The organism is Shewanella sp. 553, assembly GCF_059338375.1.
This window is the reverse complement of sequence record NZ_CM181701.1, coordinates 3,946,794-3,964,370: the sequence shown is the minus strand read 5'-3', so window position 1 is coordinate 3,964,370 and position 17,577 is coordinate 3,946,794. Positions and strand designations below refer to the sequence as shown.

General features: G+C 47.7%; 17 protein-coding genes. 10 read left to right on the top strand and 7 right to left on the bottom strand.

Translation table 11 applies throughout. The annotated features are described in order from the left end of the window. Positions 1-236: 236 nt before the first annotated feature. From AC5YBZ_RS17565 to AC5YBZ_RS17550, 4 genes are all read left to right on the top strand, one after another. Positions 237-671, top strand: coding sequence for a rhodanese-like domain-containing protein (locus AC5YBZ_RS17565; RefSeq protein ID WP_494520466.1), 435 nt, complete (start codon positions 237-239; stop codon positions 669-671). A 205-nt stretch (positions 672-876) separates the two neighbouring features. Then, positions 877-1,365, top strand: coding sequence for a protein-export chaperone SecB (gene secB, locus AC5YBZ_RS17560; protein WP_475515362.1), 489 nt, complete (start codon positions 877-879; stop codon positions 1,363-1,365). 6 nt (positions 1,366-1,371) lie between these two features. Then, positions 1,372-2,391, top strand: coding sequence for an NAD(P)H-dependent glycerol-3-phosphate dehydrogenase (gpsA, locus tag AC5YBZ_RS17555; RefSeq protein WP_475515361.1), 1,020 nt, complete (start codon positions 1,372-1,374; stop codon positions 2,389-2,391). Positions 2,392-2,582: 191 nt separating this feature from the next. Beyond that, complete coding sequence (locus AC5YBZ_RS17550; protein ID WP_494524181.1) at positions 2,583-3,767, top strand: BaiN/RdsA family NAD(P)/FAD-dependent oxidoreductase; 1,185 nt, start codon at positions 2,583-2,585, stop codon at positions 3,765-3,767. Between the two features lie 18 nt (positions 3,768-3,785). Here the strand turns inward: AC5YBZ_RS17550 and AC5YBZ_RS17545 are convergent, their stop codons facing one another. After that, the gene (locus AC5YBZ_RS17545) at positions 3,786-4,499 is read right to left on the bottom strand and encodes an RluA family pseudouridine synthase (protein WP_494520468.1); all 714 of its coding nucleotides are present in this window, start codon (positions 4,497-4,499) and stop codon (positions 3,786-3,788) included. A 312-nt stretch (positions 4,500-4,811) separates the two neighbouring features. Between AC5YBZ_RS17545 and AC5YBZ_RS17540 the strand changes: the two genes are divergently transcribed. Together AC5YBZ_RS17540 and mog are read left to right on the top strand one after the other, a co-directional pair. Continuing rightward, entirely contained in the window at positions 4,812-5,708 is an 897-nt protein-coding gene (locus AC5YBZ_RS17540) for a GGDEF domain-containing response regulator (protein ID WP_494543277.1), read from the top strand. Between the two features lie 285 nt (positions 5,709-5,993). Further along, a complete protein-coding gene (gene mog, locus AC5YBZ_RS17535; RefSeq protein WP_475515357.1) occupies positions 5,994-6,527 on the top strand; it encodes a molybdopterin adenylyltransferase in 534 nt (177 codons plus the stop codon). Positions 6,528-6,668: 141 nt separating this feature from the next. Here the strand turns inward: mog and AC5YBZ_RS17530 are convergent, their stop codons facing one another. The 3 genes from AC5YBZ_RS17530 to AC5YBZ_RS17520 are packed head-to-tail and all read right to left on the bottom strand — an operon-like array spanning position 6,669 to position 10,091. Continuing rightward, entirely contained in the window at positions 6,669-7,802 is a 1,134-nt protein-coding gene (locus AC5YBZ_RS17530; RefSeq protein WP_475517069.1) for an ABC transporter permease, read from the bottom strand. After that, positions 7,802-8,536, bottom strand: a complete 735-nt coding sequence (locus tag AC5YBZ_RS17525; RefSeq protein WP_494524178.1) for an ABC transporter ATP-binding protein — start codon at positions 8,534-8,536, stop codon at positions 7,802-7,804. The genes AC5YBZ_RS17530 and AC5YBZ_RS17525 overlap by 1 nt, the downstream gene beginning before the upstream one ends. Continuing rightward, positions 8,529-10,091 (bottom strand): alpha/beta hydrolase, encoded by a 1,563-nt coding sequence (locus AC5YBZ_RS17520; RefSeq protein ID WP_494543276.1) that lies wholly within the window; start codon positions 10,089-10,091, stop codon positions 8,529-8,531. The genes AC5YBZ_RS17525 and AC5YBZ_RS17520 overlap by 8 nt, the downstream gene beginning before the upstream one ends. 374 nt (positions 10,092-10,465) lie before the next feature. On the opposite strand from AC5YBZ_RS17520, the gene AC5YBZ_RS17515 reads away from it, so the two are divergent. Next, complete coding sequence (locus AC5YBZ_RS17515) at positions 10,466-12,259, top strand: AMP-dependent synthetase/ligase (RefSeq protein ID WP_494543275.1); 1,794 nt, start codon at positions 10,466-10,468, stop codon at positions 12,257-12,259. 167 nt (positions 12,260-12,426) lie between these two features. Further along, entirely contained in the window at positions 12,427-12,894 is a 468-nt protein-coding gene (locus AC5YBZ_RS17510) for an acyl-CoA thioesterase (RefSeq protein WP_494543274.1), read from the top strand. 1 nt (position 12,895) lies between these two features. Here AC5YBZ_RS17510 and AC5YBZ_RS17505 read toward each other — a convergent pair whose 3' ends face one another. Beyond that, a complete protein-coding gene (locus AC5YBZ_RS17505) occupies positions 12,896-13,144 on the bottom strand; it encodes a GNAT family N-acetyltransferase (protein WP_475515351.1) in 249 nt (82 codons plus the stop codon). Between the two features lie 428 nt (positions 13,145-13,572). On the opposite strand from AC5YBZ_RS17505, the gene AC5YBZ_RS17500 reads away from it, so the two are divergent. Further along, positions 13,573-14,574, top strand: coding sequence for a Solitary outer membrane autotransporter beta-barrel domain (locus AC5YBZ_RS17500; RefSeq protein WP_494543273.1), 1,002 nt, complete (start codon positions 13,573-13,575; stop codon positions 14,572-14,574). A 237-nt stretch (positions 14,575-14,811) separates the two neighbouring features. On the opposite strand, the gene AC5YBZ_RS17495 is transcribed toward AC5YBZ_RS17500, so the two are convergent. Continuing rightward, the gene (locus AC5YBZ_RS17495; RefSeq protein WP_475515348.1) at positions 14,812-15,243 is read right to left on the bottom strand and encodes an acyl-CoA thioesterase; all 432 of its coding nucleotides are present in this window, start codon (positions 15,241-15,243) and stop codon (positions 14,812-14,814) included. A gap of 148 nt (positions 15,244-15,391) precedes the next feature. Beyond that, positions 15,392-16,075 (bottom strand): acireductone synthase, encoded by a 684-nt coding sequence (mtnC, locus tag AC5YBZ_RS17490; RefSeq protein WP_475515347.1) that lies wholly within the window; start codon positions 16,073-16,075, stop codon positions 15,392-15,394. Positions 16,076-16,531: 456 nt separating this feature from the next. On the opposite strand from mtnC, the gene AC5YBZ_RS17485 reads away from it, so the two are divergent. Next, entirely contained in the window at positions 16,532-17,485 is a 954-nt protein-coding gene (locus AC5YBZ_RS17485) for a PDC sensor domain-containing protein (RefSeq protein ID WP_494543272.1), read from the top strand. Positions 17,486-17,577: the final 92 nt, after the last annotated feature.

Below are 17,577 nucleotides of genomic sequence, written 5' to 3'. Positions count from 1 at the left end.
TACCTTTAAGTTTAAGAAACAAAGATTACAATTCGAAATTGGTTAAATATTACTACGTACGCAGGCGATCAAAAAGCGATTTACTCCGATAGCGGTTATCGAACATTGGACCGATGGCGCGATTGTCACCATCTGTCAGCCCGTTAAGGGTTAACAACTTGCTGCAATCTGCGGCGACAATCGGTTATACTCTTGGCCCTGACAGAACCTCCAGCCACAGAAGTAGGCCGTAAATTATGCAAGAATATATCGAATTTTTAAAAGCCAATCCCATGCTTAGCCTTGCTTGGATTGGTTTACTTGTTGCGCTTTTAGTGAGCGTTTTTAAGTCTAGTCTTTCTAAAGTGAAAACAGTTGATCATCAACAGGCAACCTTGTTAATTAACAAACAAAACGCCAAAATTGTCGATGTGCGCTCTAAAGAAGAGTTCAAAAAAGGTCATATTGTTGATGCAGTTAACATCCCGTTAGCGGAAATTAAAAATAATCAGTTAAGTGCACTTGAAAACGCTAAAGCCAGTCCCATTATAATGGTATGCAACGCAGGAATGACCTCGGCGCAAGCGGCTCAGTTGATGGTAAAAGCAGGTTTTGAATCTGTGTATAATCTCAAAGGCGGTATGAGTGAATGGCAACAAAGTAACTTACCTGTTGCTAAGGCTAAGCGCTAACTCTACCCACTCAGTGTTTGCTTTTTTAAGGCGACTTTGAGTAGAGTGTCATCTCTTAAAAAATGGCTTGAAGGATTACCAGTTAATCCTTCAAGCAAAACTAAAACCGGGATGGTGGCTGAGGTCTTATTGGGACTCGAGTAACAAAAGCCCTAAGATGATTCTTCTGTTTGGAAGATCACATAAATTGATTAGGTAGGAAATTATGGCTGAAGTAGCAAATAACGAACAACAGGGTCCACAGTTCAACATTCAACGTGTTTACACTAAAGATATCTCTTTTGAAACACCAAATAGCCCAGCTGTTTTCCAAAAAGAGTGGAGCCCTGAAGTTAAGCTAGATCTAGATACTCGCAGCGCTAAATTGGCTGACGACGTTTATGAAGTGGTTCTTTCGCTAACTGTTACTGCTAAAAACGGTGAAGAAACAGCTTTCTTATGTGAAGTACAGCAAGCGGGTATTTTTGCTATCAGCGGCCTAACAGAGCAGCAACTGGCTCACTCTCTAGGTGCATACTGTCCTAACGTACTATTTCCATACGCGCGTGAAACCGTTGGCAGCCTAGTGGCTCGTGGTACTTTCCCACAGCTAAACCTAGCACCAGTTAACTTTGATGCGCTATTTGCACAATACGTGCAACAGCGTCAAGCAGCTGCCGAAGCCGCTCCTGCTGCAGAAGAAGCGAACGCTTAATCACGCATGAAAAATACTGCCGATATTACGGTACTGGGGGCGGGCTCTTATGGCACCGCCCTTGCTATTTCTTTAGCCAGTAACGGTCATAAAACATTGCTTTGGGGACATGACCCTGAGCATATCGAAAACCTTAAGCGCGATCGCGCTAATGAAGCGTTTTTGCCCGGTATTGCATTACCCGATTTACTCATTCCCGAGTCTGATTTAGCCACGGCATTAGCCGCGTCTAACAATGTGCTAGTGGTTGTTCCAAGCCATGTATTTGGTCAAGTGTTGAAGCAGGCTAAACCTTTACTGCGCCAAGATGCGCGTATTGTTTGGGCGACCAAAGGCTTAGAGCCTGAAACCGGCCGCTTGCTACAAGAAGTCGCACGCGAAGTGCTCGGTGACCAATATCCGCTGGCGGTGTTGTCTGGGCCTACATTTGCTAAAGAGCTCGCTGCGGGCATGCCTACAGCCATCTCGGTGGCGGGCACAGATGACACCTTTACTAACGATCTGGTCGAACTGCTGCACAGCCCGAGTCGTTTGCGCGTCTACGCCAATGATGACTTTATCGGGTTGCAGTTGGGTGGTGCGGTTAAAAACGTGATCGCCATCAGCGCTGGTATGTCTGACGGTATCGGTTTTGGCGCCAACGCTCGAACCGCACTCATTACGCGCGGGCTTGTTGAGCTCACGCGTCTAGGTGAAGCCATAGGTGCCCAAGGTTCAACCTTTATGGGGATGGCGGGCCTTGGTGACTTAGTGTTGACTTGTACCGATAACCAGTCGCGTAATCGTCGCTTTGGCTTGGCATTAGGCCAAGGTAAAGATGTCGATACAGCGCAAGCTGAGATTGGCCAAGTGGTTGAAGGCTACCGCAATACGAAAGAGGTCTACACCTTAGCGAAACGCTTAGGGGTTGAAATGCCTATTACAGAGCAAGTCTATCGTGTCTTGTATCAGGGTGGCACTCCTCACGAAGCTGCAAAAGCTTTGCTGGGTAGAGAGAAAAAATCAGAGACGGCAGAAAGCGATTAAAGCCTAGGCTGTGTGATACTAAATAATAAAAGGGTGCTAAAATAGCGCCCTTTTTTATGCAATAAGTATTTATCTCCGAAGCGCATGGATGGCAGTGAAGGAGAGTGATATTGGGGCTAACATGTTTCATACCTTTTTGGCATTTGCTCCATGCAACGCGTAACCATGACTCAAAGTAAGAGGTAATCTAAGTGGAACATCATGATGTGATCATTATCGGCGCAGGCGCAGCGGGGCTTATGTGTGCGGCTACCGCAGGATATCGAGGTCGTGATGTCTTAGTTATCGATAATGCTAAGCAGGCGGGACGTAAAATTCTGATCAGTGGCGGTGGACGCTGCAATTTCACCAATCAAAAGGTTGAGCCCGCTAACTTTATCTGCCGAAACCCACATTTTGTAAAATCGGCATTGGCTCGCTATCGCTCGCAAGACTTTATTGAACTAGTTGAACGTCATGGTATTGAATACCATGAGCGCGATCATGGTCAGCTATTTTGCAACGATTCGGCTAAAGAGATAGTCACCATGCTACTGACCGAGTGTGAATGGGCCGGCGCGCGCATCCAGCTGCGCACCGACATCATCTCTGTGAGCAAAAATGACAGCGGCCTATTTGTATTACGCACCTCTAAAGGCGAATACAGTTGTGATTCGTTAGTGGTGGCCACCGGCGGATTGTCTATGCCTAAATTGGGCGCGACGCCATTGGGCTATCAGTTGGCCGAACAGTTTGGCCTTAAAGTACTCCCCACCTGCGCAGGGTTGGTGCCTTTTACTTGGCACAGTGAGCAAAAGCAAAAGTTTGAGCCATTATCTGGCATCGCTGTGCCATGTACCATCACCGCTCAGGATGGCACACAATTTAGTGAAGCGTTGCTGTTTACCCACCGGGGGCTTTCAGGGCCCGCGGTGTTGCAAATATCGAATTACTGGAAGCCGGGCGAAACTATCTCTATCAACCTGTTACCGTACATGGATGCGGCGCAGGGCTTGTCTGAGGCACTCGAGCAGCACCCGAAACAAAGCTTGCGCAATACCTTAAGCCAGTGGTTACCTAAGCGTCTGATTGAGGTGTTATTCGATGAGGCGTTACTCAATATGGCGCTGAATCAATTGGTGCATGCTCAGCGTGATAAAGTGGTTGCCGACTTGCATCGCTGGGAATTGTTGATGAACGGAACCGAAGGTTACCGCACGGCTGAAGTGACCCTAGGTGGCGTCGATACCGACGAGTTATCGTCTAAAGATATGCAAAGTAAAAAGGTCGCAGGGTTATTTTTTGTCGGTGAAGTCATGGATGTCAGCGGCTGGCTCGGTGGGTTTAATTTCCAGTGGGCATGGTCATCCGGCGTGGCCGCCGGTCTTACGGTGTAATTGCGAGTATTAAGCGGTTTAAAACGGGCAAGGGCATTGGCCATGGTAGGTTTCGCCAAGAGTTGGATGCTCAAAATACAGGTCACTGGCGTGTAATTGTAAGCGCTCTGCCAGTTGTTCACTTTGGCTGCTGTTATACAGATCGCACCCAAGAATGGGGTGGCCCATGGTCAAGCTGTGTATTCGCAGTTGATGCGTACGGCCGGTAACTGGGGTAAATTGCACTAAGGTGCGACAGGGCTGCTCAAGGCGCTGTAAGACAATGTATTCACTGATGGCCGGCTTGCCTGTGGTGGAGCAAATTTTGACTCGTGGAAAGTGATCCCTATCTTTTGCTATTGGCGCGGTGATCTGGCCATTATCATCTGTAACCCAACCTTGTAGTAGTGCCATGTAGCGCTTGTTAATGGTGTGCGCTTGAAACTGTTTATTGAGGTGTCGGGTCGACTCTGCATGCAGCCCCACAACCATGATGCCCGATGTGCCAAAGTCTAATCGATGTGGCAATTTGGCCTCAGGAAATGCAGGGCTAACTCCTGCCTGACCATGGACTAAGCGGTAGTGTACTGAATCTTGGTTAAGGGGATGTTTGCCTGACAAGCTCAGTAAACCACTGGGCTTATTGATCAATAAGATATCATCATCTTGATATAAAATCGTGACCACATCATCGCACTTAGGTGCGATAAAATCGTCAAAGCTGGTATCAGTCGGCGAGCCGATATTAGGCATGGGTTGTTCCTGTTACTGGTATATCTAGAGTCTCTGCTGCATCACGACAATCATCTTGTATTGCACACGGCTATCTTGTTGGTAGCGGTGAACAAGGATGTTAGTTTACACGGTTTCTCATCTCAACTTGTCTCTAGTGCCATTTAAATGGATATTAAGGTGATTGCTATCGCACGATATTATTTTTTATTGTTGTTTTTATTGTACTTTTTACCCAACCCTTTGAATGGTGGTGCATCTGCTACACTGTTAAATTGAGGCTATCCATTTGAATAGTTGTATCTAATTGACTGATGAAAGCTAGGGGAAAGTATGGAAGCGCTTTCTGTTGTGCTGGTGGTTGATGATGTAAAAACCAATGTGCTCATCATGAGGCAATGTTTAAAAGGGCAATATCAAATTTGGGCCGCAGCAAGCGGCAAAGAGTGTTTAGCTTTGGCTAAGCAGCAACCCGACTTGATTTTGTTAACGATAGACATGCCCGATATGGACGGTTATGAGGTGTGTCGGCAGTTGAAGGCTGATACCGACACGGCCCATATTCCGGTTATTTTTGTTACCGCTAAAGATGCCGATGATAATGAGCAAAAAGGCTTAGCGTTAGGTGCCGTCGACTACATTAACAAGCCTATTCACCCTGCGATTGTCCGTGCTCGAGTCGCGACTCATTTGCAATTAAAACAGCATAGCGACAAGTTACAGTTTATGGCGTTGCACGATCAGTTGACCGGTCTCTACAATCGTCACTTCTTGGCCGAGTGGGCAGCTCAGAGTCTGTCGAGTATGGCTCGCCACCAAACAGAACTGTCTGTGGTGATGTTAGATTTGGATAACTTCAAAAAAATTAATGACTTTAATGGTCACCATGTTGGCGATAAAATATTACAGGCCGTGTCTAAGCTACTGCAAGATAGCTTTCGCAAGGAGGATATGGTGGCGCGGATGGGCGGTGAAGAGTTTATTATTTTGATGGAGTCTGGCATGACAGAGGCTCGTGAGAAAGCTGAAAGTGTGCGCCAACGTCTACAGCAGCTAAAGCCGATGGGGATAATGGTGACCGGAAGTTTTGGCTTACTGGTCGCCAATGCGCAAATGACCGACTTTTCTCATCTGTTGGTATTAGCCGAAGAAGCCGTTTATAAAGCCAAAGCTGATGGGCGTAATTGCCTTGTCTATTATGATGACGGTCAATACATTACCGTTGGCTAAGGTGCATAGGTATTGTCCTACGCAGGTGGTTCATTTTTATGTCACAGGCCTATTATCAGGCTACGTCATTCCATTTACTCCAACCGTATCATGCCCTTAAGTGTGTTTTTGCTCTTTAGCATGCGCAGAGCAAGCTTATGTCAGGCTTAGCGGGACAGAGGCTTACATCCGCTGTCTCAATTTGGTGCGATAGATGCCAAGCTCAAGGTAAAATGTGTTATTTTAGCGGCTAAACGAGAGTGGTTAGCATTCTCTCAATCGACTGCGCTAAAAGAGGAAAGTGTAATGGCAATAGCAAAAATTGGCATAGTGACCGTAAGTGACCGAGCGAGTGCGGGCGTGTATGAAGATATTTCTGGTAAGGCCATTATTGAGGTGCTAAACCAATACCTGACCTCTGAGTGGCAACCGGTTTACGAGGTGATCCCTGACGAGCAGGATGTGATTGAAGCGACCTTAATTAAGATGGCCGATGAGCAAAATTGTAGCCTTATCGTCACGACTGGCGGTACAGGCCCTGCAAAGCGCGATGTGACGCCAGAAGCCACCGAAGCGGTGTGCGATCGCATGATGCCTGGTTTTGGTGAGCTGATGCGCGCCGAATCATTAAAATTTGTGCCCACCGCCATTTTATCGCGTCAAACCGCTGGCCTGCGCGGTGACTCATTGATAGTTAATTTACCCGGCAAGCCAAAATCGATTCGTGAATGTCTCGATGCGGTATTCCCTGCTATCCCTTATTGTATCGATTTGATGGACGGGCCTTTCTTAGAGTGTGATGAAGCTGTGATTAAGCCATTTAGACCCAAAGCTAAATAAGCCATATCAGTCGACCTTTTACTGATGTAAAAAGAGCGCATATTAGGCGCTCTTTTTAATGGCAAATACTCAGCGCGGTGTTAAACAGTAAAGCACCTTTGACCAGCGCTTTACAGCCTATGCATTCAGCGCCTTTTGGCGTTACAAGCCAAAGACAATCTTTTCACTCTTGAGGGAGCGCTCCATGCCCAGCATTAGGGCAAAGGTGATGGCTAAGGTTGTAGCACTCGACAGTAGCAGCTGCATTAGCGGTATCTCTTTGCCTTTAATAAAGGCGATAAGTGCCTGCATCTGTCCGGACACGGGTAGCCACTGTAAGGTGTCTGGCGCTATGTTGTAACTGGCCGCCATTGACAGCATCATGGGCACTATGAGCACTATCGTTAGGTAAGACTGTGCCTCTTTAAATGACTTTGCCATAAATGACACAAATAACTGCAATGAAGCGGCCATAAGTGCGATCGGCAGGCCGATAACCAGCATTAACCCAATAAAATCAGGGGTGATATTGACGCTAAAGCCCAGCTCTTGCCAAGGTACAAAGCCGTAGGCAATTTTTGAGATGAGTAAGGTCAACACTAATCCCAGCATGGCAAATATGGTGACCGCGGCGACCTTGGCGAGCACTATGTCACGCGTCGATACCGGATGGCTCAGCAGCAACGCCAGCGAGTTGCGTTCGCGCTCTCCAGCGCTGGTGTCGATGGCTAGGTTCATGCCCGAGATAAATACCGCATACACCATCATAAATATCGCAATACCTAAGATCATGCCGCCTTTAGAATCGCTGGTGGCTTGATCTTCTACCGTCACTTTTATCGGCTGCACCACTTTAGGGTCAATCCCTCTGGCTATTAGGCGTAGGCTACCCATTTCGGCGCTGTATTCTTGCAAGCTTTTTTCAATGCGCCGAATAGAGGATTGCAACTTTTCATTGGAATTATCGGCAATAAGGGTTAATTCGGCCGTGCGGCTTTTGGCCATATTGCTGGCATAATCTTGGCTAATTATCAGCTCTATCTCTTTGCGCTCGGCTTTATCGCCTTGGCTAATATCGTTACTGGCAAGAAACTTAACCAGATCGGGGGCGCGTTCGCCATGGGTGATGGTAATATTAAGTGCTTCGGGGCTGGTTATTTGGCCTATCAGCAGCATAAACATGCCGCACATCATCAGCGGCGCGCCGATAGCATAATAGAGGCCGGCCATGACCGAGCGTTTATCGCGGGCGGCATCGATCAGCTCTTTTCGAACCATGGCTATAATGGTGCTGATCATGCTGCAATCCCCTCATCGGTGCCAATTAATGCGATAAAGGCATCTTCTAATGAGGCCTTGCCTGTTTGTTGGCACAACTGCTCTGGGCTGCCGATGGCAACCACCTTGCCTTGTGCCATCACTATCACCCTATCGCACAGAGCGGCGACCTCTTGCATCACATGGCTAGAAAACAACACGCAGTGGCCGGCCGCTTTAAGGTCTTTTAGCAGATCGCGCAGTACTCGCGTGCTCATCACATCTAGGCCTCGGGTGGGCTCATCGAGAATGATGTTGGTAGGTTCGTGCACTATGGCCTGGGCTAGGGCGGTTTTCATTCGTTGTCCCTGAGAAAAGCCTTTGCATTTGCGGTCGGCAATATCATCCATATGTAATTTGTTGAGCACGCTTGCCGCCGCTGCTTTGGCCTGTGCACGCGGTAACCCGTTGAGCTCGGCAAAATAGCTCACGTATTCTCTGGGGGTAAGGCGTTCATACAGGCCAAAGGGATCGGGAAATAACCCCAGTTGCTGCTTGGCTTTGACCGGAAACTTAGCCACATCGATACCGTCAATTTCGGCGATGCCATTATCGGGTTTAAGTAAACCAAACACGGTACGCAAACAGGTGGTTTTACCCGCACCATTGGGGCCGAGCAGTCCGGTTATTTGGCCATCGAGCGCCTCAAAACTCAGGTCATTAAGCGCCTGTACGTCACCAATACGCTTAGAAAGATTAGCTACTTTAATCATGACGCACTCCTTGTGCCTTAGTATGGGATGTCGATGAACGGGCTTGTTTGGCTGCAGGGAGCGCTTCGACAGTATTCGCGTTGAGGTAAAAATTACGGCTAACATCTTTGCTTAGGCATTCATCGGATATGTCATCAAGGCTGTTGCTGCTGACAAGCTGGGCGATGAGATCGTTGCCACAGGATTGGTAGGCTACTCCGTGGGTGGCATAGGGGGCGATAAAATGCTTGGCATTGCTCAGTTGCGCCATCGCCATCTCGCCCCAGCTCGGAGGCGTCGCGGGATCTAACTGTCCCGATAACACCAAGGTGGGAATATTACTGGCAATCGGGGCTGAAAACTCGGCGTCAACAGCGGGTACATTCCAAATCGGGCAGTAAAGATCGAAGGCATTGACCATTTCGCGGGTGAAGTAGCTTTGCTCGGCTTGCTGGCGCTCGATTTGGCTAAAGCGCTGCCAATCTTCACCACACACCACTGATGAGTGCATGCCAGTCGCAATGCCTGTGCTGTCTATCGTCAGAGCATATAAGCCCATAATGGCTTGGAAGTTATCTTGCGCGGCTTGATGAATCGCGTGGGGCAATAGCGCTCTGATATTCGGGGTGTACATGGCCATACGCAGCGCCCCCATAAACTTAGCGCGGGTCATCACAAGCGTGAGCGGCTCGTTGGTTAACGGGTCGCGAACTTGGCTACTCACTGGGGCTTGGGCGAGGCGCGTATTCACCTGCTGCAAGTCCTGTTCAAGGTCGGCAAACTGCCCATGGCATAAGGCATTACTGCTGCAGTCATCGATCAGTAAGCTGATGGCTCTGTCTATCGCATCACCAATATGCAACACACTTTGCTGCATCGGCACTACGCCGTCTAATGTGACTGTGGCCAAGACTTGCGGGTAATGACGCATGTACAGTTGCGCCATACGCGTACCGTATGAAATGCCATAGACATGGAGTTTGTCGTAACCTAAGTGGGCTCGAACTGCTTCGAAATCTTTTAACGCTATTTCACTGCCATATTGGCTGACATCGGCATCGAGTCCGTCGAGGCACTTTTGAGTTTCGCTCGCAATATCTAAATCATCCTCGTTGAGTGATAACGCCCCTTCAAAGCCTTCGCCCTCGCATTGTAATAGGTTGGACTGCCCTGTACCTCTTTGGTCTATCAGCAGAATATCGCGCTGCTGGCGGACTTTACTTAACATGCGATCGAACGTCGGCGCGTTTTCAATTGCCGATTGCCCTGGGCCGCCGGCAATGGCGAGCAAGGCTTCGTTAGTAAAGCTCGGTTTTATTGCTGGCAGTACCGAGTAATGGATGTTGAGCTGCCGACCTTCGGGGTGAGCGTAATTTTCAGGCACTGTGACAAAGCCGCAGCGCAGCCTATCTGGCAGACCGTCGACATAACAAGTGTCGTTGGTGGGCGCGGTCTCTGTCTCGGCATGGCTGGTAAGAGAAAATAGCATGGCAGCCAGCGGCAGTAACAGCCACAGTGCTAACTGAGTCTGACGTTCCTTATCGCTTGCCGTGTGCATAATGTTGGCTTGTGGCATGATATTCATCCCTTGAATGCGCATATTGCGACAATGTTAATTCAGTTTTTTATCAATAGGTTAATAAGCTGCTGAAAGGCTAATGCGAGAACGACATTGTGTCAACAGACTGATTCGTTATAGCAGCCAGCCTATGGAATGAAGCTCAATTAAATTATGTTATCTATAAGAGGTCTGATGAGTCTGGTTTTTACGTCTAACTTACTGTAATAAAATAAAAATAATATAATCACAGTGGGTGAGTCATGTGTCATTTGCTACCGTTTTGTGCGCCAATTAACAGTGTTGGAGCAAAAGCTCTTATTTTTTAGGCAAGGTTAAAGTAAAATGCGCTAAAAGAGGTACACCTGTACGCTAAAAAGGTTATAAAACTTATGTCACTCGAGCAATATCATCCAATACGCCTGATCCAGGAGCAGAGCCTTAAACGCGGCGATGCCATTGCGCTCGAGGGCTATGGTAGTGCAGCACCTTGGCATCAGATCAGCTGGTCTGCATTTGATAATATCAGTGATGCTATAGCTAAGGCGCTGATCCGTTTCGATTTAGCGCTACAAGATAGAGTCGTTATCCTGTCACAAAATTCTCCACAATGGACTTGCGCCGATGTGGGAGCCTTAAAAGCCAAAACGGTTGTGGTGCCTATATATCCCACTAGTACAATAGAACAAGCGGCTTACATCATAGATGATGCGCAGGCAAAACTGATTTTTGTGGGGGATGCGGCGCAATACCTGATGGCTTGCGAGCTCACCAAGCGCTGTGCCACGCTGACCCATATAGTGGTGTTTGATTCAGATGTGACCCTGATTGACCCAGCGCATTATCATTTCGATAGCTTGCTTAATCCGGCGGTAGATCCCGCGATTGAAGTTGAGTTATTGCAACGACTGAGCCAGACCAGTCTCGATGATCTATTAACCCTAATCTATACCTCAGGCACAACGGGGGACCCTAAAGGGGTGATGCTCGATTATCGCAATATCGCCTCGGTTATCCGTCAACATGACACCATTTTGCCTTTTACTCCCGGCGATGTGTCACTGGCCTTTTTACCATTAAGTCATGTATTTGAGCGTGGCTGGAGCTTCTACGTGCTATGCCGTGGCGGTCACAACGTTTACCTGCAAAACCCTATGATGGTCAAGGAAGCCATTGCCGACGTGAAGCCCCATACCCTGTGTGTGGTGCCGCGTTTCCTCGAAAAAGTCTATAGCGCAGTGCAAGATAAAGTGGCGAAGGCGCCAGCGGCAAGGCAAAAACTGTTTGCGTGGGCGATGTCAGTCGGTGAGCGTCAGTTTGAAGTCAGCCAAGGGCGCGCTAAAGGCACGGTGTGGTTAGGTTTACAGCATAAACTGGCGCACAAATTAGTGTTTAGCAAGTTGCAGCAAGTACTGGGTGGGCGCTTAAAGTTTATGCCTTGTGGTGGCGCGGCACTCGACAAAACGGTGGCGAGCTTTTTCCATGCTATTGATATTCCTGTTTTATGTGGCTATGGCATGACAGAAACCACGGCAACCGTCACCTGTAATACCTTGGCCAATCGCTTAGCGGGCTCCAACGGTAAGGTGCTACCTGAAGTGGAGATCAAGTTAGGTAAAGATGATGAGATCTTAGTTCGCGGTGATACTGTGATGCGTGGCTATTACAACCGCCCGCAAGAGACTGAAGCCAGCTTTGAAGATGGTTGGTTAAAAACCGGAGACGCAGGTTATATCGACGAGCAAGGTAATCTGTTTATTACCGATCGCATTAAAGAGTTGATGAAAACCTCAAATGGTAAATATATTGCGCCGCAACGTGTCGAAGGTAAGGTGGGCTGTTGTCCTTATATCGAACAGGTGGCCATTATTGCCGATGCTAAAAACTATGTGACCGCCTTAATCGTGCCGGCATTTGCCTCGCTCGAAGCTTGGGCCAAAGACAAAGGGTTGCATTATGAGTCGCCTATTGAACTGTTGCGTCATAGTCATGTGATTGAGCATTTTGAACAAAGGTTAAAGCATTTGCAGGTTGAGTTGGCAGGGTTTGAGCAGATCAAAAAGTTCACTTTGTTACCCGAGGCATTTTCTATGGAAGCAGGGCTTATTACCCCCACCATGAAACTACGCCGTAAGATGATTTATCATAAATACTCTACCGAAATTAATGCCATGTACGGTAAATAGCTAAAGACTTTGTGCGAAAGAGGGGCTTGATGCAAGGTTGAGGTGATAATCTTACTCAAGCCCTCAAGCCCTCAAGCCCTCAAGCCTAAAGTTCATATTGCATCGTTCAATCTTCTCAGTTAACGTCAGCAGCACAATAATAAGCGTACCTTTACAAGGATACTTCAGTGGCTGAGACATTTTTTAGCACAACCCTTAACCCACGTTTCAATGAAACCGATGGCTTGGGGCATATCAACAATACCGTGATCCCCATTTGGTTTGAGGTGGGGCGTGAGCCTATTTTTAGCTTGTTTAATCCTAGCCTGAATCTTGATGAGTGGAACTTGATTGTGGCAGGGTTCACCATTGCCTATACCTCGCCCACCTTCTTTGGTCAGCCTGTTGAGGTCAAAACGTGGGTGAGCCGTATTGGTAACAGTAGCTTTGAGGTGACGCAGCAGTGCTGGCAGGCGGGGAAAATGACCGCTGAGGCTCAAACCACCTTGGTGCATTATGATTATGGCGCTAATCAGAGCGTGCCGATCCCCGACATGGTTAAGCAGGGCCTTAGCGCAGCGCACTGGAGACTAAGCGATTTAAATAGCCGTTGCGAGTGGGGTTATGCGGTCACGACGGCGATTTATCATCATTAGGTTAGCGCAAGAATTTTTGTACATACCAGCAACTTGCACTGATGGTGAGTGGTTGTGCCTTGGCCCACTTTAGCCCATGGCGCACTAAACGTTCGGCTAGTCCTCGCCCTCTCAATGCATCGGGTACGTAAGTGCGATTAAAATCGATATGATCGTCCTCAATCTGGTATTCAAGCAGTGCTTGCTGGTCATCGATTAAAATCACAAATCTCTGTTTATCGGCCTGATGTAAAATGGTTGACTGGCTCATGTGTATTCCCTTGATATCTTGGCTCTGCTGACGTTAGCACGTTTAGTGCTGTGATGCCTGTGTTGTGCTTATCAATCTGGGCGATCCCTTTTCATGGGAGCCTTGGTTGTATTTAGCGATCGGGCTATGTAATCTGAACTCAGGATAACCAAGGTATCTCAAATAGCTGTCATCAATACTTAACCTTTTGTATTAAAAGTAAAATGCACTGTTTACTTGTGTGTGAGTTTGCCTTGTTAATAACATCAAGGACAAGTTTGAGATGTCATCACTGCACAGCGGCTACTTTATCTAAGGTTATGCTATCTCTTACCATGGTGCAGGTTCATTAAGTATGAGCCTGAGAGCAATATCTCATCAATAGAAAGTTATATGGCGTTAGAGTTAGCGAGGTGCAATTGATTCATCGATGGTTAACTGGGGGCATTATGTTGCGTTATTTATCGGCGCTCGGTTTGGTTTTGATCGGATGGAGTCTCCCTGTATCGGCGGTTGAGGATGCATTGCGACAGGCTGTCGAAACCAAGGTCAAAGGCGATGTCACTAGCGCAATTGTGCTCACCGATGCGAATTTGATCACCTTAGGTATTGTCGACTTCGATCCTAATGCATTTATCGATTTAGGGGGGATTGGCGATATTAATGCCGGTGATGCCGATTCTCTGCGCCGGCGCAGTCAGTTGCGCAACTATTCTCTGCCCTGGGAAAGCAAGCCCAGTGAGTTTAATCGCGACTGGCAGGTATCGAGTGCGGTGCGACTCTCCTATGTTAACGCCACAGAAGATATTTTGGGTATTGATGATAAGTCGTTAATGAGTCCCCTAGAGGATACCAGTTATCTATTAGCGGCCGAGTACCGCTGGCAATATCTGTTCACGCCTCGTTGGCAGGTGGTATTCGGTGTAGGTGGACAGTTATTGTGGTTAGAAAACCGTTTAGAGTATCGCGATCCTATCTTGGCCGCACAGCGGTCGCAGTTGGATGGCGTGATAGTGAATACCCGTTATGGCGCGGTGATGGTCGACCCCAATGTTGAATTGACTTACACCAGTGACTTATTTGGCCACAAATGGGAGTTTATCAGTGCGTTTCGTTATGCCTATGGCCGCACAGTATTGACCGATAATGGCGCGCAGTCAGTGTCACCCGAGGTGAGTCGTTTTAGCAATACACTGGTGTTCCATTATGGATTACCCAGTGTATGGTCGCGTCGTAATGAACTGGTGTTGCAGGTTAAGCGGGTTGACTTAAGTGGTGATGTGGTCGACCCAATGGGCACGCGTTATTACTATGAGCTGGGGGCTGGCTGGATAATCGAAACCCCGTCACTGGCGGCTTGGGTCGATAATATCGGTTTAGGCATCACACTTAATATTAACAGTGGCTTAAGTGGTGGTGGCTTGATATTGCTGTTTAACGAGCCGTTATAAACCCACCATATTGTGAGTCTCAATACATGAATCACTGACCAAATGGGATGAATATCAACGGCTCATTTACACGCGGGGCGCCTAATCAACATCGTGACCGAGGCGCCTGTGGTTGTGTTATGCGTCTTGTTGATGTTCATGCAATACAGCAAGTAACTCAGGGGCTCGCTTAACTTGAGCTCGGCTTTAGTTTGTGAAAATGAAACTAACGCTGCGACTGAGGCGCCTGTGGTTGTGTTATGCGTCTTGTTGGTGCTCACGCAACACGGCAAGTAACTCAGGGGTGAGCTCGGCTTTAGTTTGACTATGAAAATTAAACATCACAGCGACTGAAGATCCAGTAGTCGTAATCGCTTGTTGTTGCTCGCTGTAAATATGGTAATGCATGGTAAATCTATCGCTTTGTATATCGCTAATGCTCACACCAACATGCAAGGTGTCGGGAAAGGTCACCGGCCGCTTATAGCGTGCGCTATTGTCGCTGATCACAGGTCCAACCCCCGATTTATACATCTCATCGAGCGGAAAAAAGCGATTAAAGAAGTTAATTCGAGCGGTTTCGAAATAACGGAAATAAACGACATTATTAACGTGTTGTAGGGCATCCATCTCTCCCCAGGCGACATTGATTTGACTGCGAATGGGGTACTGTTTGATAAATTGTTCCACTTGGCTTACTTCCTGTTGCTGTTATTGGGACTCAAATTAAAACGCTCGTTTAATTGAGCATAACAGCATGTTTAGTCAGCAACAAGGGGGAGTGAGTGGATCAAAAAAGGCATCGTTAACGATGCCTTTTGCTGGGTAAAATCACTGTTTAGTCTTGCAGTTTTAGCTCGGCAAAGCTGGTGATTTGTGGGTACTCACCAGTGCGCTGGGTGGTGTCGCGTACCATCTGTACCGTGCGAAGCCCCGCTTGTTCGGCGGCTTTTAACTCCTCTAACAAGTCAGAGATAAACAGCACTTGCTTGGGTTTTAAGCTGATGGTGTTGATGATATTGCTATAGGCCTGCTTAAAGAGCTTATGGCCTGTACGAGTGTCGAAATGGCCATTGAAATATTCGGTCAGATCGCCGCCATCACTATGACTAAAAAGCAATTTCTGTGCATCTACCGAGGCAGAGGAGAAGCTGTAAACGCGCAGGTTTTCGGCTTTAAATTGCTTAATGGCGTCGATAAAGTCAGGGAATATATGGCCCTTAAACTCGCCTTTATCGTAACCCTGTTTCCAGATTAAGCCTTGCAGGGTTTTTAGTGGCGTTGCTTTACGGTCTTCATCTATCCATTGCTGTAAAATTTCGACGACACGATCCAGAGATGCTTCTGGTTCTAAGGCGATATCTTTTACATCGCTAATGCAGTTATCAACTAACACATTGTTTTGATTTTCTTTAATAAAATCGGGAAGCGCCTTCGCAGAATAAGAGAAAAGGATGTCTTTAATAAAGTTAAGATCGGTTGTTGTACCCGCGGTATCTACAACTATGGCTCTAATACCCATAATGTTGGCTTACTCCACATTGCATTAAAATTAATCGCCTCAATAGCTACCCCGATCCTAAGCTGATTTCCCCAATTTGGCTAGCTTATTTGGCCAGCGCTGCGAGTCCAAGAGGTAAAATCAGCTTGCAGTGTAAGTCATTGACCCACTTAGTTCGCAGCGACCAAACCTTTGAACTGTGCTCGGCGTTAATTGCTCATTTTTCTCTTAGTGGTCAGCGAGGCTGCATCTATTAACCATGCTCTATTTTGGTGCGCACGAGCTCAGTCGGTGCGTTTCGAGGAGTAGTATCGGCGCGATTAGCTGCCTTATTGGTTGGGTCTGATGATTGGCGGCCCTCTGCCTAGCGCCCCTGTTGGGGGGGGGCGCTGACGATCGCATATGGTTATGGTCGACGCTTTGTCATTGGCGTCATAGTTGCAAAGGCCTTGCTTGTGGTCATTATTGGAGCAACCTATGGCAGCCATGAGCTATTTGAGTGTAATAGAGCGATACCATGAACATGAGCAGTTGGTGAAAGAGCTGCTGGAGTCGATTTTAGTGGGGATTAGCGATCCTGTGATGCTGTCGGACCCTGGGATGCGGATGCGGGTGCGGGCTATGGCCGAAATGGCCAACAGCTACCCCTTTATCGAGTTGCTGTATATCTTAGATGCCGATGGGGTACAGATCAGTGATAACGTCGCCATTGTTAATCGAGTCGTGGAGGCTATTCCCGTGGGGCGTAACTTAAACCGCAGTCATCGGCCCTATTTTTCAAAGGCGCAACCACTCCAGACGCTGAATATCACCCATCCTTACTTGTCGAATGCCAGTGGTAAATTATGTTTGTCGGCCTCCTACCGAATTGGCGATAATGGCGAGCAAGGTTATATCGTGGTCGATGTGAATCTGACTCAATTGATCGAATTTATGATGGGCGATAGCGCTCGTCGTAAGGCGACCCCTTTATTTAAAAGTGTCTACTGCGCCCTAGTGCTGGGACTGTTTATTATGGTGATGGTGCTGATCAGTATGGCTGCGGTGGACATTGCCTCGCTGTTAGCTGACGGGCGAGTGCCCAGTGGCTCAATTAAACCCTTTGGCATTATTATCTTTATCACCTTGGCGCTGGCGGTATTTGATTTGGGCAAAACCATATTGGAAGAGGAGGTGTTGATGCACAAAGATATCTTCCGTCATAGCTCGACGCGGCGCACCATCACCCGTTTTATCTCCACCATCTTAATTGCTATTTCTATCGAGGCCTTGCTGACCATGTTTAAGGCATCGTTGGGTGAGATGAAATATGTTCAACCCGCTATCTGGATGATGTTTGCTGTGGTTGGTTTGCTGGTGGGGCTGGGGATTTATGTGTACCTAGGGGCTAAGGCCGAGCTATTGCTCAAGCAAGGTAGCGCTAAGCCTTAAGCGTTGTTAACGTTAAGCTGGCAACACATAGTGTTTAGTGAGTTGGGGACTTGCCGCCCACGCAGGCTTTGTTAAGCTGACGTGGGCGGCGA

Bases quoted from the DNA above. Each gene is read 5' to 3' on its own strand.
- AC5YBZ_RS17565 (WP_494520466.1), top strand. From the start codon at position 237: ATGCAAGAATATATCGAATTTTTAAAAGCCAATCCCATGCTTAGCCTT.
- secB (WP_475515362.1), top strand. From the start codon at position 877: ATGGCTGAAGTAGCAAATAACGAACAACAGGGTCCACAGTTCAACATT.
- gpsA (WP_475515361.1), top strand. From the start codon at position 1,372: ATGAAAAATACTGCCGATATTACGGTACTGGGGGCGGGCTCTTATGGC.
- AC5YBZ_RS17520 (WP_494543276.1), bottom strand. From the start codon at position 10,091: ATGCCACAAGCCAACATTATGCACACGGCAAGCGATAAGGAACGTCAG.
- mog (WP_475515357.1), top strand. From the start codon at position 5,994: ATGGCAATAGCAAAAATTGGCATAGTGACCGTAAGTGACCGAGCGAGT.
- AC5YBZ_RS17515 (WP_494543275.1), top strand. From the start codon at position 10,466: ATGTCACTCGAGCAATATCATCCAATACGCCTGATCCAGGAGCAGAGC.
- mtnC (WP_475515347.1), bottom strand. From the start codon at position 16,075: ATGGGTATTAGAGCCATAGTTGTAGATACCGCGGGTACAACAACCGAT.
- AC5YBZ_RS17500 (WP_494543273.1), top strand. From the start codon at position 13,573: ATGTTGCGTTATTTATCGGCGCTCGGTTTGGTTTTGATCGGATGGAGT.
- AC5YBZ_RS17485 (WP_494543272.1), top strand. From the start codon at position 16,532: ATGGCAGCCATGAGCTATTTGAGTGTAATAGAGCGATACCATGAACAT.
- AC5YBZ_RS17540 (WP_494543277.1), top strand. From the start codon at position 4,812: ATGGAAGCGCTTTCTGTTGTGCTGGTGGTTGATGATGTAAAAACCAAT.
- AC5YBZ_RS17525 (WP_494524178.1), bottom strand. From the start codon at position 8,536: ATGATTAAAGTAGCTAATCTTTCTAAGCGTATTGGTGACGTACAGGCG.
- AC5YBZ_RS17545 (WP_494520468.1), bottom strand. From the start codon at position 4,499: ATGCCTAATATCGGCTCGCCGACTGATACCAGCTTTGACGATTTTATC.
- AC5YBZ_RS17505 (WP_475515351.1), bottom strand. From the start codon at position 13,144: ATGAGCCAGTCAACCATTTTACATCAGGCCGATAAACAGAGATTTGTG.